Below are 17994 nucleotides of genomic sequence, written 5' to 3' on the forward strand. Positions count from 1 at the left end.
AACAATGTACAATAATAAGGAATTGGCAGATGGAGAGGATCAGCATGACGTACGATAATTTGACGCTTCATACGGATAAATATCAGATCAACATGATGTATGCGCATTGGGTTCACGGAACACTTGACCGTAAGGCGGTATTCGAGATCTTTTTCCGCAAGCTTCCGTTCGGCAACGGCTATGCGGTGTTCGCCGGCTTGCAGCGCATCGTGGATTATATTAAAAGCATCCGGTTTGACGAGGAAGTTCTGGCATACTTGCGGGAACAGGAGGAGCATTATGACCCGGCGTTCCTGGAGCTGCTCGCGAAGTTCCGTTTCAGCGGTACGCTGTACAGTGTGGAAGAGGGGACGATCGTGTTTCCCGATGAACCGTTGATCCGTGTTGAATCGACGATTTTTGAAGCGCAGCTGTTGGAGACGGCGCTGCTCAATTTTATGAATTTCCAGACATTGATCGCTACCAAAGCCTCGAGAATTCGCCAGGTGGCGCCGGATGACGTGTTGATGGAGTTCGGCACGAGAAGAGCCCAGGAGGCGGATGCTGCCATCTGGGGAGCCAGAGCGGCTTATATCGCCGGGTTCGACGCCACCTCGAACATGAGAGCGGGGATGCTGTTCGGCATTCCGAGCAAAGGAACGCATGCTCACGCTTGGGTGCAGGCGAACGATTCGGAGGAGGAAGCGTTCGAGCGGTATGCGGCGGCGCTGCCCGATCAGGTGACGCTGCTCGTCGATACTTATGACACGCTGCGCAGCGGCGTGCCTCACGCCATCAAGGTTGCCAAGGAGCTGGAGCGACAAGGCAAGAAAATGGCGGCGATCCGCCTCGACAGCGGCGATTTGGCGTATTTGTCCAAGACGGCGAGAACGATGCTGGACGACGCGGGTTTGCCTTATGTGGCCATCGTAGCGTCGAACGATCTGGATGAGAACATTATGTTCAACCTGAAGGCGCAGGGCGCGCAGATTGACAGCTGGGGTGTCGGCACACAGCTCATTACCGCGGCGGATCAGCCGGCGCTGGGTGGCGTCTATAAGCTGGTAGCCCGTGAAAAGGATGGGGAGCTCGAGCCCGTCATCAAAATTTCAGGCAATCCGGAGAAAGTATCGACTCCCGGTAAAAAAGAAGTGTACCGGATTATTAACCGGGATACCGGCAAGGCTATCGCCGACTATGTGGCGTTGTTTGACGAGACGGATGTTCAGCGTGGTGAGAAGCTGAAGCTGTTTGATAAAGTGCATCCTTACATTTACAAGTATGTCGAGAATTATGAGGTGCAGCGTCTCTTGACTCCCATCTTCGAGAACGGAGTGCAAGTATACGAGCTGCCGGAGCTGGAGCAGATTCGGGCGCACCATAAAAAGCAGCTAATTCAGTTTTGGCCGGAATATTTGCGCAAGCTGAATCCCGCCATCTTCCCGGTGAACTTAAGCCCCAGAGCATATCAGCTGAAGATGGATCTTATCCACGAGCATACCCTATGACCCACAGCGGGCCGAAGTACCAGGAAGCCGCCAAGCGCCTGGTATTTCGGGCTTTTTGCTGTTTGATAGAAATAAAAAATAAATGTGTTGATAACGCTTACTAATACGCTAGTTTTATAGTATAATGACATCAAATTCGTCGTGCGGGGAGCAGATGGATTCGATTATAAGTGAGGATCGGAGGAATCATGATGAGGGTGCACGAAATTACTATTGCTACCGATTTTCAGCCGGAATATTTGCAGTTAATCGTCCAAAAGGCCAGCCATTTCAGCTCGGATATCAGAATTAAGTTTGAGAAAGAAAACATACAGCTGGATGCCAAGAGCATTCTCGGTATGATGCTTCTTCCGATTCGTCAAGGTACGATCATTACGATTCAAACGAAAGGCAGCGATGAAGAAGAAGCTATTGAAGCGATGAGCAGCTTGCTGGAAAAGCATTGACGCTTCGCGCTTTAAGAGAGAATAGAGTTTACAAGTGCGGGACCGCCGGGATCAGATGGTGCGGTCTTTTTTGTTTAATCGGATCATCCCATGCATTGCTGGGGGTTCTGTTGTTTTTTCAGGTTTTATTGCTTGTTAACCTAAAAAAAACACAAGTCGACCTTAAGTTTCTCAATTCCATTGTCGCTACAAATGACTACAATTAGTTAAAAATGTGGATACGCAAAGGAGAAATGCCGATGAGCTGCATGGTGACCGAGTGCTTTGATTGCGTTCGCTTTACGGTTGCAAGAGGCGTTCCTTACCTTGGTACGGACAGAAAAGAGCAGATGGACGTTTATATGCCGGCTTGTGCGGATCAATCTCTATTGCCCTGCGTTATCGTAGTCCCGGGTGAAGGCTGGGCTGCGGGAAGACGAGGGTGGGACCGGGAAGCCCGCATCGCCAACAAGCTGCTTGCACACGGTTACATTGTCATGGTTGCAGATATCGCCGCAGTTCACTACAGCGGCGAAGTATGGAATGAAGAGCTTACGATTCCCGGCTGGCCGACGAATTTATTTGATCTGAAGGCGGCCGTCCAATACGCTCGAAAGCATGCTCCTGAATATGGCATCAACCCGGGCAAAATCGGCGTCATTGCCGGCTCGACGGAAGGTCATGTTGCTTTGCTATCCGCGCTGACCGCCAATTATGACGGGCATCCTCACGATGCAGCCGACGCTTCTGTTGAACATGGCTTCGGTGTTCGGTGCATCATGAATTTGTACGGTATTCCCGACTTGCTCTCGTGGGGGGAGGGTTTCACGGGGGTTCCTTACCCGTACAGCGGAGAGAAAGGGGAGCAGTCAGTTGAGAATCATGCACTTGAATCCATTGCGGCTGGGATCCCTGCGATGTTCATTGTTCATGGTCAAGCCAACGAGACGAATTCGATCACCTTATCGGCATCCTTTGCCGACCAGCTGCAGCACATCGCCGAAGTGCAGCAATATGTATCTGTTGACGACGTGGAGAAAGCGGGGACGAAGGCATCATCGGCGTTCGATTTGAGGCCTGTTATGGTCGATTTCCTGGCAGCGCATTTAAAATAACAGATCATTAGACAGACAGGCATAGGGCTCCTATGTTTTTTTGTTTGCCCATTTACAAACCGCTAGTCGGTTTGTTATAATGAGAAAAAAGTCCAACTTTGACAAATGAACTCATTCGAACCATTGGAGGAGCTACCCTATGAAACGTGAATTGAAACGTCAACAGACGCAGCAGCTTCTATTGAATACAACCATCGAGCTGATTCGGGAGAAAGGATGTGAGAAAACGACGTTCAGCGATATTATGGAACGTTCGGGATTGTCCAAAGGAGCGATATTTCATTATGTGAAAAGCAAGGAAGAGCTGCTGGCAATGGTATTGCAGCAAAGTCTGGAGGAAACCAACAGCCGGTTTTACCAAGGAGTGGCCGATGCAAACCAGGAGTTTGCCGGACCGATGAGCGGGATCAGCCAAAATTTGCCCACATTAGAGGATTCGCAAAATGTTACGAATCAAGTGTTTATGTATTTGCTTGGGAAGAGCGATGAGTCTGCCGTTAAGGAAATTACCAAGTTTTACGAGCATGTTCTGCAGGTTTCCAGGCAGTGGATTGAAGAAGGGCAGAAGCACGGAGTTATCCCGCAGACAGTCGATGCCGGCAAAACAGCCGATTTGTTCGTCCTTATCTCGATGGGCCTGAGGGTAAGGGGATTCATTCAAACGGACTCGGCCGCATTTCGAGCCGAGGATTTTACGGAATTGATCACTCGTCTGCTTCAACCAAGAAGCTAGTATTTCTAAATCGATAGAGGAGGATGGAGAGAGATGGCGCCTTTCGTTGTGCTGGTAGGAACGTTTCTTTTGTTTCGGGTTGCCGGGTTGGCGGGGCTCGATTATTTCGACAGCTGGATCCATTGTTTGCGGGCCGCTGTTGGGTGCATGCTCCTGATAACGGCATCCGCTCACTGGGGGAGGCTTCGTCCCGATTTGATCCGCATGGTTCCGGCGAGTCTTCCTCGTCCGGATTGGATCGTAACTGTGACCGGAATACTGGAGATCGCGGGAGCCGCCGCCATCGTCATTCCGGCTGCATCACAGGCTGCATCGGTCTTGCTGATCATTATGCTGTTAGCCATGTTTCCGGCGAACATCAGGGCGGCGAAGCAGAAGCTTCCGCTCGGCGGCAGACCGGCTACGCCGCTTGGTTTTCGGACCTTTTTGCAAGTCGTCTTCATAAGCGCAATCTGGATTGCAGGCAACGTTATTGTGTAGTATCCTTTGAAACCCACCCGCCGATGGCGGGATTTTTTTTGCACCAATAGGGGCAATCGCTTTCCATTTTCTTTACAAAAATATATAAGAAATGGTGTTGACTTGCTCTCAAGCCGTGCTATAATCGCTGAATACACTAATTTCGGATAGGTAACTTACCTTCCAGAAGAATCATTTACAGAGAGAGGAAGGATGAACGTGGCGAAAACAGCTGTCACGACAGCACCCATACCATCAACCGTTTTTCCGATTTTATTCGCAATCAGCATCGTACATTTATTGAACGATTCGATGCAGTCGACGATATCGGCGTTGTTTCCGATCTTGAAGGACTCCTTGCACCTAACCTATACCCAGATCGGTCTCATTGCGTTCGCCATGAACATTACCGCATCGTTCCTGCAGCCTGTTATCGGGATGTATGCGGATGTAAAGCCAAGGCCTTACATACTGCCGATAGGGGTCTGCTTCACTTTGGTAGGTATCGTCACCTTAGCGGTCGCACCGAATTTTATCGTCATTTTATTGTCCGTAATCGCGATGGGCGTAGGCTCGGCCGTCTTCCATCCGGAATCGTCCCGTGTCGCTTACTTGGCAGCAGGAGGAAAGCGGGGGCTGGCACAGTCGATATTCCAGGTTGGAGGCAACATCGGCAGCTCGCTAGGTCCCATTATGACGGCGGTCATCTTCGTTCCGTTAGGGCAATTCGGGGTCATCTGGTTTACCTTTGCAGCCGTAGCGGCTATCGTTATTCAATATTATGTAGCGAATTGGTACAGCCGTCAGCCGGTTCAACCTCGTAAAGCCCGAAATACAGCCGGATTGGAAGCGGGCGTTAAAGGCTTGTCCCGGAATCAAGTTATAGCGGCCATTGTCATTCTAGTATTTCTTGTCTTTTCGAAGCATGTCTATATATCGAGTATCACGAGCTTTTATTCATTCTACTTGATCAATGATTATGGAATTACCGTGGAGCACGCTCAGCTGTTTTTATTCGCCTTTCTCGTAGCATCAGCGGCAGGGACGTTCTTCGGAGGGCCATTGGCCGACAGGTACGGCAGAAGAAACATCATCTGGCTGTCCATCCTTGGAACGGCGCCCTTCTCGATTTTGCTCCCATACTCCAATCTGTTCTGGTCCGGAGTCATGTGCGTATGCGCCGGTTTCGTCCTATCGTCGGCGTTCTCGATTATTGTCGTGTACGCGCAAGAGCTGTTACCAGGCAAAGTCGGTCTCGTATCCGGCCTGTTCTTCGGTCTTGCCTTCGGCTTAGGGGGACTCGGTTCTGCCGTGCTGGGGTGGATTGCCGACGCAACGAGCATTGCCTTCATTATGAAAATGTGTGCGTATTTGCCTTTGCTTGGCATCTTGGCCATAATGCTGCCCAAGGATGAAGAAGTTCGTGGATATACAGTTTAAAAGGAAAAACATAAGGAGCCTATTCCTTATGTTTTTTTCATGTTGATTTACATAACCTTTAGACCGGGGTTACATTCACTTTACATTGTTTCGTTACATTGAAGAGGGGAGGGGCTTTTCCCAATAATTACATGAGTGGAGGTAATTATGTACTATGAGTCACGATGAAGCAAATAAGAGTGTGAGCAGGAGGGAATTTATAAAGATCGGCGGAGCGGGGGCGATCGCTCTAACACTTGGCTCTGCGGTGATGCCCGTCGAATGGTTGGGCGGTGGAGAGGCGCATGCCGCACCCAACGATAATACGAAGCTGCAATTCAACCAAGAAGGAAAGTTCAAGATCGTCCAATTCAACGACACTCAGGATGACGAAAATATCGATCGTCGCACGGTGGAGCTGATGGAGAAGGTTCTTGATTCGGAAAAGCCGGATTTGGTAGTGCTGAACGGGGATAATATCACCGGAGGCTGCGATACCGCTGAAGAAATGAAGCAAGCGATGAACAATGTCGTCCAGCCTATGGAGCAGCGTGGAATCCAATGGGCCGTAACGTTCGGAAATCATGACGAAGATTCAACTCCTAAGGGTGGCCTCAACGAAGAGGAAATGCTGAAATTTTATATGGCGTACAAGCATAACGTGAACGAACCTGGGGAACGGGGTATTACCGGGACAGGGAACAGCAACTTGCTGATCCGTTCTTCCAAAGGCTCGAAGCCGGCCTTCAATGTATGGCTGCTGGACAGCGGAAGGTATGCGCCGGAGACGATTGCCAATCAAAATTTCGAGGGGTATCCGACTTGGGACTGGATCCGGTTAGATCAAGTGAAGTGGTATTATGAAACGTCCAAAAAGCTGGAGGAGAAGAACGGCCGCAAAGTGCCTTCGCTCATGTTCATCCATATTCCTCTATGGGAGCACCGTTTTATGTGGTATGCCAGCGTAGACGGCAGGTCCGAGGCAGACCATGCAAGAGCGGTAGCCAAACACCAGATTGTGGGCGAACGGAACGAAGACGAATGTCCCGGTCCGATTAACAGCGGCATGTTCTCGGCCATTTTGGCGCGAGGCGACGTCAAAGGCGTCTTCTGCGGGCATGATCATGTCAATACATACCATGGCAACTACTACGGCGTGCTGCTTGGTTATGCAGGAAGCGCAGGATTTGGCACGTACGGGTTGCCAGGCGCTGACCGCAACCGGCTTCGCGGTGCCAGGGTATTCCAGCTTGATGAGAACACGGACAATGTCCTAGTCGATACGCATATGGTGTTTGCCAAAGATTTCGGCATTGATCTTACCGCTAACGATCAAAGCACGGCCCCTGAGCCGATTCCGGCAAACAAGAAGCAGGAAAAGATCGTGAAGTAAATTCCCTGGCATGGAATGACGATTCACTGCATACGTTAGCAAACAGAAGCAATAGAAATACCTTTACCTGTGATATGGTGAAGGTATTTTTATTGTACCTATGTAAGGGGAAGTGTAAGAGAGGAGATCCGTTATGCTAACCAATCGGAGTACTCTGATAAAGCAGGTAGGAGCTGCGATGATTTCGTGTATCGTCGGGCTTTCTGTCATTCCTGCATCCAACTCGGCCGGTGCTGTTCCGCAGCTCACGATTCCTGATATGAACTATTTTCCGCGTATTCGAACCGATCTGCTGATAAATTCTATTACAAATAAAGGAAATGTCAGTCTGGTTTGGAGCGCACCTTACCCAGAGCTGATCAGTCCCTTAGGAGCTCCAGCCGTAGGATCGGACGGTACGGTTTATTTGGGGTTAAATTATTTTATTTATGTAGGGTTCCAAGGCGTTCTTTCTGCCAGCACGCAAGATGGGAAGAAGAAATGGGACTACTCTCCCCCCAGTCCTTTGCTAAGTCCGCCGACCGTTGGGCCTGACGGCACGATATACATCGGAGCGGGCAGCTCCAAATACAATGAGGGGGATTTCATCGCCATACATCCGGACGGTACGCCAAAATGGTCGGTATCCTTGGGACCAGTTAGTTCCAAGCCCGTATTCGGGACGGACGGAACCGTGTATGCAGCAGCAAACGATGGTATGCTGTATGCGCTGGATCCTGCAGACGGTACCAAGAAATGGTTTTCGAAAGTAGGACATACCACCACAGCCTACATGTCGATAGGTCAAGACGGAACGATCTATGCGGGTAATGAAAGCGATACATTCTATGCCATCAAGCCGAATGGCAGCATCAAATGGACCTTTAAAGCCGGGGGAATGGTTAACACGGTACCGGTTATCGGTACGGACGGCACGATCTATATCGGGGCGGGGGACGGCAAGCTGTATGCGCTAAACTCCAATGGCTCGAAGCAATGGGAATACGGCTTGAAAGGAATCCCTACCTCACCCGTGATTGGAAATGACGGAACAACGGTCTATTTCGGAGCAGCGGATTCGACCGTATATGCACTTCATTCCAATGGCACATTGAAATGGAAAACGGGCTTTGGCAAAGCAATAACACAAGTCGTCAAGGGCACGAACGGCACGCTCCATTTCCTTACAGCCGACGGCATGGTTCAAGCATTAAATCCGGATGACGGCAGTCTGCAGTGGAGATACGTTCTCGACACACCGGATGGAATTAACGTTCCGGCCGTCAGTGAGGATGGAAGCGTCTATGCAATCGGAATGAAGAAAACGCAATTAACTTTATACGCCTTGCGGGTAAAAGTCAGTGACATCGCTCTGAATGTACCCAAGCTGACGTTACAGGTCGGAAAAAGTGATGCCTTGTCGGTTTCGTTGTCTCCTGAAAATGCGCCTAACCGAAAAGTAACGTGGAGCAGCAGCAAGAGCGGAGTTGCTTCCGTGGACAGTGAAGGCAAGGTGACCGGCATTTCCGCCGGAACGGCGATTATCACGGCCATATCGGATGACAGCGGGCTCTCTGTGTCATGCGAGGTCACGGTATCAACTACTCCTGACACGATCGAGGTAGAGAGCATTAACATGGATCGTGCCGAACTGACTGTAAAAGAGGGCGGAGTCGGCAAGCTTACGGCAACTGTGCTTCCGGTAAATGCATCGAACCAGAAGATGGCTTGGCGCAGCAGCGATCCCGCTGTTGCCCGGGTCAATGAATCAGGCCAGGTCACGGGGATGACTCCGGGTACCGCCATGGTTACCGCTGCAGCGGAAGATGGAGGGTTCACCGCTTCAAGCAAGGTCACGGTACAGCCGGATACGGAGAAGCCTGAAACGAAAGCATTTACCGATATCGAGGGACATTGGGCGAAAGGGGAAATAGCAAGAGCTTTTGAGCTCCAAATCGTGAACGGCTACCCCGACTTTACTTTCCGTCCGGACGGAAATGTGACCCGAGCTGAATTCGTGGTTATGCTAATGAATGCGTTAAAGCCCGGGGTACAAGGCTCGGAGCTGGTATTCCAGGATAACGATAGCATCCAGCCATGGGCCGAGCGATCGATTTCCCAAGCGGTTCAGCTTGGCATTGTGAACGGCTACTCGGACGGCACGTTCCGTCCTGATGCGAATATCACTCACGCCGAAATGGCTACTATGGTATTTAAAGCTTCAGGAATGCCGCTGCCTGCAGATCCGAGCACAGATTACTCGGATGATGCCGATATTCCCGAGTGGGCAAGGGGCGCGGTATCCGCTGCCGAGAAGAACGGAATTATCGTTGTGGGAGGAAGAAGCACCGGAGCTTTTGCCCCGCAACAGCTTTCCATTCGCGCTGAGGCGGCGGTATGGATCGTCAAGATGATGGACATTAGGAACAAAAAATAACCATAAGCATTTCCATATGCGGGCAAGGTTCATGTCGGAAAGACAGGAGCCTGCCTTATTTTTTTGGGAAAAAACAATTTAAACGGAATAATCCCATGTATACTGGATTCATAGTGGTATCATTCAAAGGAGCATTCCTTAAGGAGCCGTGGATTTTACCAATATTTGTGCATCGGCCAGAGGATCGTATTTTATGGAACGGATGCGGCACTTCCTTCGTAAACAAATAAATGAGTTAGCTCTTCCCCGGCAAGGCCGGCAGGTTTAGCGGAGAAATGAATTTCAAGAAGCCTGGACAAATAAAAAAGATGACATGAAGTCATCTTTGCAAGAACCATTTCAAATCAGTCTAATCGGCTTTGGCTGCGACCGCCTTCAAAGCGAACAGCTTCTCAAGCTGCTCGCGAAGCTGCTTATGCCCTTTTCCCAAGGTAAGCAGGTAGCTGTTCATGCCTTGAACGATAACCTCGTTCGGCTTATCTTTCTTCCATTCCTCCACGAGCGCTTTGAGCGATTGGAGCATCGTTTCGGCAGCGCTCTTGTCCTGGATATGTCCGCGGATCCATTGGGTAAGCTGCTCAGCGCAGGCTTGCCAGTCCGGCTCTTTAATGCAATGGCAGTGAAGCTTAAGCGCATCGATATCCGGCATGATAGGGGCAGGGCGTTTGGAGAGGATACCCTGGACTAGATCGTCCAAACGATCCAAGATAAATTCCGTTAGCTGGGGGATATCCATAGGAACGTTATAGCCGAAATAGTAAAACATGTATTCCTTCATTAAGCTGTGCAGCATGATCGCACAGTCGCAGGAGTAAGGCTCAATTTCAGGTCCGTACACTTCGACGACCCGTTTCTGGATCCACTCCAGAACCTGGGCCCCTAGATCGAGGAGAAGCTCCTTGACGGCTGCATTCTGAATGAACGCCGCACCATTCACCTGCTGCATGGATAAAAATTCCTTGTTTCCAACGACGAAGTCGAATTGCAGGAGGATGGCCTTGTGCAACCGTTTGCGCGGGGTGGCAGCGGTATCCGACAACGCCTGGTCAAAACCGGCCCGGATCAAGTCGAAATAATAGTTGTAGATCGAGATTAACAGCTCTTCTTTGGAATGAAAGTGCAAGTAGAAGGAGCCTTTCGCTACGCCGGCAAGACTGACTATATCCTGAATCGAGGTCGTATGGTAGTCTCGTTCTGCGAACAGCTTGATAGCCGCCTGCACAATTTGCAATTTTTTATCTTTCATTGGCTCACTTCCCGATTCATAGTCATACACAGATTGTATACGCGAAGGTATGTTTAGTCAAGATATGACTGACTGGTCATAATATGATTTTTCACCGTTTTATATTAAAAAATTTACTTGTAATTCACGGTTTTATTCGATATATTTACTAAGTGGAATGACTGGTCAGTTTGTAAGGGTCAATCCAAATTTATCAAGATCGTTAGCAACATTCGTAACGTTAACAACGTAGTACATAAGGAGATTGCTATGAATCATTTGCCTCCGCAAACCTACTCTGACATCATGCAGCTTGTCAGCAATCACATGTCGCTTAATTTGGAGCACGAGGGCTATAGCCCGCTGGTCGGGAAAATTTTCACACTGCTGCTGTTCGCTACGGAACCGCTAAGCATTCAGGAAATGGCTGAAAGGCTGGGGGTCACGAAGGCGGCGATCAGTGTACATATCCGCGCGATGGAGCGGAACGATCTGTGCAGCAAGCGTCCTACTAGCAGCGACAGGAAAAACTACTATACGCTATCCGACGGCTACAACATGGCCTGGATCCGGTCATTTCAAGATAAATTGAAGCAGTCTCACGAAGTGGTCCAGACGGCTCTCGAGGCTTCAGGCTCGTTGACGGATATGACCGCGGTCGAGAGGGATTCTCTGAAGCAGTTCAGACAAAGATGCAAGGAAATTTCTGAAATACAGCAATTGATGATGGCGAGTCTTCGACAGCTGCATCAAGATTGGCAAGAAGCAAGAATGCGCCTGCGATAAAGGGTTATTTGTAAACTTCGTAAGGGAGTGATTAATGCATCATGAGGATGGGAAGGACGAAGTGATTAAAGAAAGTGGAGGAGTAGAGAGATGAACAAGTTAACCCATTTTTCCCTGAAAAACGCAGCTGCGATTATTATCATCAGCGTCCTGTTGTTCCTGGCGGGAACCTACGCATCCTCGACGCTGAAGCAGGAGAGCATGCCGGACATTTCGCTGCCGGTCGTGTTTGTAAGCACGGTCTATTCTGCGCCGCCGAAAGACGTAATGGAGGACGTGACGAAGAAGCTGGAGAAGCGGATCGTCGGTATAGAAGGATTGAAGAAAATCAATTCCACCTCCAATGACGGATTTTCGGCAATAACCGTCGAGCTCGTTAACGGAAGAAGTCCGGATGACGCCAAGAAAGATATAGAGGCCGCCATTCAGGACGTCATCCTGCCGAAAGGGGCATCGAAGCCTAAAGTTTCGAAGTTCGGCAGCAATGAATTCCCGGTCTTTTTCGCTGCACTTAACGGCGACAACGGAATGAACCAGGAAGAACTGAACCGCATTTATAAAGACGTCATTGAACCGACGTTAAGCGCAATGAAAGGGATCGACCATGTCGATTCCGTAGGTCAGCAGGAAGCTACGCTGAAGCTGAAGCTGGACATTAATGCAATTACCAATTACGGCTTGACGCCATCGCAAGTTTCCCAGAGCATCCAGGCGGCACTGTTGACCAGTCCTGCAGGTATGGCGGATTTCAACGGGAATACGCAGATGGTTCGAATCCAGAGCGATTTGAATACGATCTACAATCTTGAGAATATGAGGCTTTCGACTCCGCAAGGAGAGACGGTGCTTCTGAAGCAGCTTTCCAAAATCGAAGCGATCTCCGATTCCAAATTTGTGACCCGGTTGAACGGCAATCCGGCGATCGGTCTTACGCTTTACAAAAGTAAAGATGCCAATACGGTAGAATTCGCTAATGAAGTGAAGCGGTTGATGGCCGGGTGGGAGCAGGAATTCCCGAACCTCAAGTTCACGACGGTCTACAACTCCGCTAACGATGTTGAGAAATCGATCCACGGGATGTTGAAGGAAGGGATCTCCGGTGCCATCCTTGCATCCATCATGATTTTGCTCTTTTTAAGAAATGTTCGTATGACGATTATCGTTTTGGTCTCCATCCCATTATCTATTTTAACAACGTTGGCCATTATGGCGCCGTTGGACATCACCTTGAACATTATGACCCTCGGCGGACTCACGATAGCGGTCGGACGCGTCGTGGACGACAGTATCGTTGTTATCGAGAATATTTACAGCGAGCTGCAGCGCGCCCAAGAGCGCAATGAATCGGTTATCAAGATGGCAACGGCGAGAGTGGCTTCGGCTATCACCTCGTCTACGATTACTACAGCAGGCGTATTTTTGCCTATCGCGTTTGTAGGCGGCATTTTGGGCGATATCTTCAGACCGTTTGCCATTACCCTGGTTGTAGCGTTGATGACTTCCCTGGTCGTTGCGTTGACGGTTATTCCGATGCTTGCTAAGCTTATGGTATTGAAAAGCGACAAAATCAAATACCATGACGAAGATCATGTCGGCAAATTTGCAATGAAATATAGATCGGTATTGAACTGGTCTCTTGATAATCCAAAGAAAACAGTGCTTATTTCCTTCCTGGTTTTCGTAGTTTCTTTGGCAGGTACGGTTCCTTTCCTGCCGGCGGCCTTCATGCCTGAGAGCGCGACGGATAAGCAAGTGCAGTTTACGGTGAAGCTTCCTCGGGAAACATCGTTTGAATCGTTGGATTTGAAGATGAAAGAAATTGAAGCTATGCTGAAAGAGTCGAAAGATTCTGCCGGCCAGCCTACCTTTGATTACTATGAGACGATGGTCGGTTACGATCAAATGGATACAAGCGGTGAGCGCGTAGCTTATAAAGCCATGATTATGGGTGCCGTCTCACAAAACACCGATGCCAAGCAAGCGGCGAAAGACTTTACGGACAAAATTTTGTACTTGGTTCCGAAAGGTTCTGAAGTAGAAGGAACTTTGCTGACAGCATCCATGGGAGGCACGGGCGAGGACTTTTCCTACCTGCTGAAGGGGGATGACCTCAATCAGTTAATGGCCAGTGCGGAGCTGATCAAAGCCAAGATGAAGGAGTTCCCTGAGCTTGAGGAAATCGAGGACAACTTGAACGAGAAGAAGATGCAGGTTGAAGTGACGGTCGACCAGAACAAAGCGCGCTTATACGGCTTGTCTTCCGCACAAATTCTCGATACGGTTCGCGTCTGGCTCGGCAAGGAGGACTTCGGCGATCTGAAGTTCGACAACGTTACATTCAAGACGCAGCTCATGCTGGCTGACGATTACAAGAACTCGGTGGATAAAATCGGATTGTTCCAAATCAAAACGCCGACCGGATCTACAGTGAACTTGAATGAAGTGGCAAAAATTCGTCAGGTTGACGCACCGGCGTCCATCTCCCGCGAAATGCAGGAGCAATTCGTTAAAATTACCGCCAAAATTGACAGCAAGGATAAAGGCGGCGTGAGCGCCAGAGTTACAGCAGCACTGGGTGAAGTCGACCTCCCGAGCGGAGTCAGAACCGCGGCTCAAGGGGTCAGCGACGATATTCAGGAAAGCTTCGGGCAGATGGCTGTAGCGATGGTAGCCGCCATATGTCTGGTATATTTGGTCATGGTTATTGCGTTCGGCAATGCCAGTGCTCCATTCGTTATTCTGTTCTCCCTTCCGCTTGCGGCCATCGGCGGTTTCCTAGGCCTCTTCATAGCGGGAGAATCGATTAACATTACTTCCTTGATCGGATTTCTGATGCTGATCGGTGTCGTTGTAACCAACGCCATCGTGTTGATCGACCGTGTGCAGCAGCTTCGCGAAGAAGGGGTTTCCGTAAGGGAATCGCTCGTCAAGGCAGGGATGACCCGTTTGCGCCCGATCATTATGACAGCCGGAGCGACGGTGTTCTCCTTGCTCCCATTGGGACTTGGGTTATCCGATGGATCGCTTATTTCCAAGGGGCTGGCCGTAGTTGTTATCGGCGGCTTGACCACATCGACCGTTCTTACCTTGGTTGTCGTGCCTGTAGTTTATGAAATTATCGAAGGCATGAAGGAAAGAATAGGCCGGATGTTCTCGAAAAAGAAGAAAGTAAATAAAAACAATGCTGCAACGCTTCAGCAATAAGAAAGACAAGGGAAAAGGAGAATCGTCCAATGAACCTGACATTTAAAAGCTCAATCCAAAAGCATTCAAAAACAATGGGAGTGCTGCTGCTTAGTGCAGCCCTGTTCACAGGGTGCTCTCCGCAGCCTGCGGCTCCGACCGCGGCCGAACCGCAAATCAAGACGGTTAAAGTAGAGAAGATAGAGAAAAGAAAAATCGCCGAGCCTCTCGAGCAAGTAGCCGATGTCGTCTCGTCCTTGCAAATCGATGTCATATCCAAAGCATCAGGCGATATTCAGGAGATATTGAAAAAGCGCGGAGATGCGGTCGTTAAAGGTGATGTGATCTTGCGTCTGGATCCGACGGATGTGCTCCTTAACAAGGAGAGAGCCCAAATCACGATTTCCGGTACGCAAGCGCAGCTGGTGAAAGCCCGTGAAGATTTGGCCAACTCGAAGCAGGATTTGCAGGTCGGCATAGCCAAACTCGAATCGTCGTTGAAGGATACGGAGAAGAACTACAACAAAATGCGCAACGACTATGATTTAGGCCTTGTGACCAAAATTCAGCTGGAGCAAATGGAAACGCAAGTGAACAATTTGCGTATGGATTTGGAAAGCAACCGCAATAAGCTGAAGACGCTGGATTCGACCAATTCCCTCGCACAGCTGGAGCAAGGACTCCAATCGGCCAACTTGTCGGTGCGTGAAGCGGACCGTACGCTGGAGAACATGGAAGTGAAGGCTACGGCGAACGGCATCATGACGGATTTGCCGGTCGAGGCGGGTATGACGATTCAAGCCGGCTTCAAGGCTGCACAAATTCAACAGCTTGATCCGATCAAGGTCAAAGCCGAGCTGACGGAAAGCTCCGCAGCGCTGGTTCGCGGCAAGCAGGAGCTCACGTTCTACATTCCGGGCTCTACAGAGAAGCTTAAGGGCAAAGTGAATTACTTGGCCGACGTTATGAGTGCTCAATCGAAGTCGTATTCCCTGGAGCTGGAAGCTCCTAACGCGGACGGCAAGCTTAGACCGGGAATGAAGGCGCAGGTGCTTCTGACCGAGGATCAGGATCAAGTAGTAGTTGCTATTCCTACCTTGAGTGTAGTCAGAGAAGGCGGGGAAACCTTCGTATTCGTGATGGCAGGCGATCAGGTGGAGAAGCGCAAGGTAGAGCTTGGCCGTCTGAGCGATACGCATCAAGAGGTTCTATCGGGGCTTAAGGAAGGCGAGCCATTGATCGTTTCCGGTCAGCATCAATTGAAGGACAAGGAAAAAGTACAGCTTGCGGCGCAATAATATTTGATCTAAGGAGGAGAAACAATGAACAACAAGATGAAGAAGACAGCAGCAGTCCTGGTCGTATCCGCAGCGTTGATGAGTACAGGGTATTCGGCTTTCGCGGACGAAGCAGCACCGGTCGCACCGGTTGCTTCCGAAGCGATAGCCGTGCATAAATTAACCGACAATTTGGACGTGGAAGTAAAAAGCATTTTGAACGAGCATGTTCCTGAAGGCACCCGGATTGGGGTTGTCATTCGGATGAAAAACAATAGCACCGGCATCGTACGCGTTCCGGAATACGAGCTTCGCGTCAAAACGTCTGACGGCACCGAGTATACGCTCCAGCCGAGCGCATCGAATATTAAAGCCGTTCAATCGAAGGCCAATTCGGAGCTGAGCTACATGGCTGTGATTGACCGCACAGACGATGTGCAGCTGGCGGAAGTGAACTGGACGGACGTGGATTATTACGTCTATCCGAAGAAAGAAACCCCAATCCTTAATATCCCGGTTGCCGGTCTTGGCTGGCAGGGAAGCGATATGCCGATTACGGATGCCGCTTCGGTGAAAAAGTGGTCGGATTCGTTCACAATTCCGTCCCTGACTTCGCCGATCCAGTACACGCCGGTGAATATCGACAAGCAATCGACGGACAAAGGCACCGTGTATGTCGTACAATTGCTTGCATATAACCCTACGGACAAGCGCGAAACGATTCCGGAATTCTCGCTCGACGGGAAGACGGCGGCGAAAGTATTCACAGGCAAGCGGGTAGAAGAGGGAGCATTGGTGCTGGATAGCAAGGAAGAGAAATATATTCACTTTGCGATTCCAACCGATCAAGATACGGAGCTTACGAGTCTGAATCTGCTGACGAAGGAATCCTTCGCTCAAGCGGGCGCTAGCGCAGCAGCTCCAGGTGAGGTCATTCAATATCAGGTGGGCCGATTGAACATTTTGCTTCCGGTCAACGGCGGCACAACAGCTCTTGCACCGTATACGTTGGGTGAAGCGATGACCTTCGATACGCGCAGCGATTTGATTCATCCAAGCCTGCAAGTATCCTTGGTGGAATTGCATACCTACGATAACGAAGAGGAAGGCAACAAAATCGTAACCGCCAAATTCAAACTTAACAATTCAAGCGACAAGCCTATTTCGATTCCTGAGTTCCAAGCCGACCTTCTGAATCCTGAAGGTTATGAGTACAGCGGTCAACGCCAAACGATTACCAATACGCCGATTTTGCCGAATTCCGGTATTGTAGTGAATTATTCCTTTAATATCCCGTTGTCCGAAGCAGGACAAGGGCTCGGCTTGAAAATCGTCGACGCCAAAACCGCAGCTCCTTATAAACAAACGATCGCATCGTACCGGGTAGATGTGCAAAAACAAGAAGAGAATACGAAGTTCAGCGTCTATCCGTTCAAATTTGATGTTTCCCATTGGGATGTCTCTTACTTGTTCAGCATCCAAACTCTGGAGTACTCGTACAAAGGGAAGTTCATCATGGACATTGAGAGAGAACCGAGCATTCAAGTGGATCAAAACTTCTCCAAGCTGCAATTCGAATTGTATGATGCTTCCGGCCGATTGGTCGGCACAAGCACAGGTTCCTTCATTGGAGCTAACCGTCTTGTAACCGGAGAGAACAACTTTACGTTCAAAGGCACGTCCCAACAATTCGATTCGCCGTTGACTCTCAAAGTGTTTGAAGTCTTCACTACAGCGGGCGGAGAAGCGAAACGTCTTGTAACCGAATATACAAAATAATCCAATTTTATAGCGCAATACAAACAGAAAGGCCGCGGGGATGTCCGCGGCTTTTTTGTATTGTGCATACAGATGCAATTATAGGCTCGTCCGTTTACTTTTCGTACAAACGGATGGGCCTTTCTATTTCGGCATAATTTTCCTCAATATCTCGGGTTATCGATTCCAGCATATATAGCGCTTCTTTCCGCTTGCTCTCGTCCCCGATAGCTTGAAGCAGCGACTCCAAATAATCCAATCTCGTTTTGGTTACGAACCTCATATACATGACCTCATTATTGGTGGGATGGTTATATC

The 17994-nt window shown here is 49.6% G+C and carries 14 protein-coding genes; 12 read left to right on the forward strand and 2 right to left on the reverse strand.

Annotated elements, in window-relative coordinates:
• The first annotated feature begins 44 nt into the window (after positions 1-44).
• The 8 genes from DVH26_RS17450 to DVH26_RS17485 all read left to right on the forward strand — a co-directional run bounded on the left by DVH26_RS17450 (position 45) and on the right by DVH26_RS17485 (position 9447).
• A complete protein-coding gene (locus tag DVH26_RS17450; RefSeq protein ID WP_239635038.1) occupies positions 45-1487 on the forward strand; it encodes a nicotinate phosphoribosyltransferase in 1443 nt (480 codons plus the stop codon).
• A gap of 188 nt (positions 1488-1675) precedes the next feature.
• Complete coding sequence (locus DVH26_RS17455) at positions 1676-1933, forward strand: HPr family phosphocarrier protein (RefSeq protein ID WP_239635039.1); 258 nt, start codon at positions 1676-1678, stop codon at positions 1931-1933.
• 239 nt (positions 1934-2172) lie between these two features.
• A complete protein-coding gene (locus DVH26_RS17460; protein ID WP_239635040.1) occupies positions 2173-3027 on the forward strand; it encodes an alpha/beta hydrolase in 855 nt (284 codons plus the stop codon).
• A gap of 139 nt (positions 3028-3166) precedes the next feature.
• Entirely contained in the window at positions 3167-3760 is a 594-nt protein-coding gene (locus DVH26_RS17465; RefSeq protein ID WP_239635041.1) for a TetR/AcrR family transcriptional regulator, read from the forward strand.
• A gap of 33 nt (positions 3761-3793) precedes the next feature.
• Positions 3794-4240, forward strand: coding sequence for a DoxX family protein (locus tag DVH26_RS17470; protein ID WP_239635042.1), 447 nt, complete (start codon positions 3794-3796; stop codon positions 4238-4240).
• Between the two features lie 192 nt (positions 4241-4432).
• On the forward strand, positions 4433-5659 hold the full coding sequence (locus DVH26_RS17475) for an MFS transporter (RefSeq protein WP_239635043.1): 1227 nt from the start codon (positions 4433-4435) through the stop codon (positions 5657-5659).
• Positions 5660-5813: 154 nt separating this feature from the next.
• Positions 5814-7031 (forward strand): metallophosphoesterase family protein, encoded by a 1218-nt coding sequence (locus DVH26_RS17480; RefSeq protein ID WP_239635044.1) that lies wholly within the window; start codon positions 5814-5816, stop codon positions 7029-7031.
• Positions 7032-7164: 133 nt separating this feature from the next.
• On the forward strand, positions 7165-9447 hold the full coding sequence (locus tag DVH26_RS17485) for an S-layer homology domain-containing protein (RefSeq protein ID WP_239635045.1): 2283 nt from the start codon (positions 7165-7167) through the stop codon (positions 9445-9447).
• Positions 9448-9796: 349 nt separating this feature from the next.
• On the opposite strand, the gene DVH26_RS17490 is transcribed toward DVH26_RS17485, so the two are convergent.
• A complete protein-coding gene (locus DVH26_RS17490; RefSeq protein ID WP_239635046.1) occupies positions 9797-10693 on the reverse strand; it encodes a TetR/AcrR family transcriptional regulator in 897 nt (298 codons plus the stop codon).
• Positions 10694-10942: 249 nt separating this feature from the next.
• Here DVH26_RS17490 and DVH26_RS17495 point away from each other — a divergent pair, with 249 nt between their 5' ends.
• The 4 genes from DVH26_RS17495 (at position 10943) to DVH26_RS17510 (ending at position 17697) form a co-directional block, all read left to right on the forward strand.
• On the forward strand, positions 10943-11458 hold the full coding sequence (locus tag DVH26_RS17495; RefSeq protein WP_239635047.1) for a GbsR/MarR family transcriptional regulator: 516 nt from the start codon (positions 10943-10945) through the stop codon (positions 11456-11458).
• A 90-nt stretch (positions 11459-11548) separates the two neighbouring features.
• On the forward strand, positions 11549-14662 hold the full coding sequence (locus DVH26_RS17500; RefSeq protein WP_239635048.1) for an efflux RND transporter permease subunit: 3114 nt from the start codon (positions 11549-11551) through the stop codon (positions 14660-14662).
• A 29-nt stretch (positions 14663-14691) separates the two neighbouring features.
• Complete coding sequence (locus DVH26_RS17505; protein ID WP_239635049.1) at positions 14692-15939, forward strand: efflux RND transporter periplasmic adaptor subunit; 1248 nt, start codon at positions 14692-14694, stop codon at positions 15937-15939.
• 24 nt (positions 15940-15963) lie between these two features.
• A complete protein-coding gene (locus tag DVH26_RS17510) occupies positions 15964-17697 on the forward strand; it encodes a hypothetical protein (protein WP_239635050.1) in 1734 nt (577 codons plus the stop codon).
• Positions 17698-17791: 94 nt separating this feature from the next.
• Here DVH26_RS17510 and DVH26_RS17515 read toward each other — a convergent pair whose 3' ends face one another.
• Positions 17792-17959, reverse strand: coding sequence for a hypothetical protein (locus DVH26_RS17515; RefSeq protein ID WP_239635051.1), 168 nt, complete (start codon positions 17957-17959; stop codon positions 17792-17794).
• Positions 17960-17994 lie beyond the last annotated feature (35 nt).

This window comes from Paenibacillus sp. H1-7 (genome assembly GCF_022354825.1).
In the GTDB taxonomy this organism is placed as follows: Bacteria; Bacillota; Bacilli; order Paenibacillales; family NBRC-103111; genus Paenibacillus_S.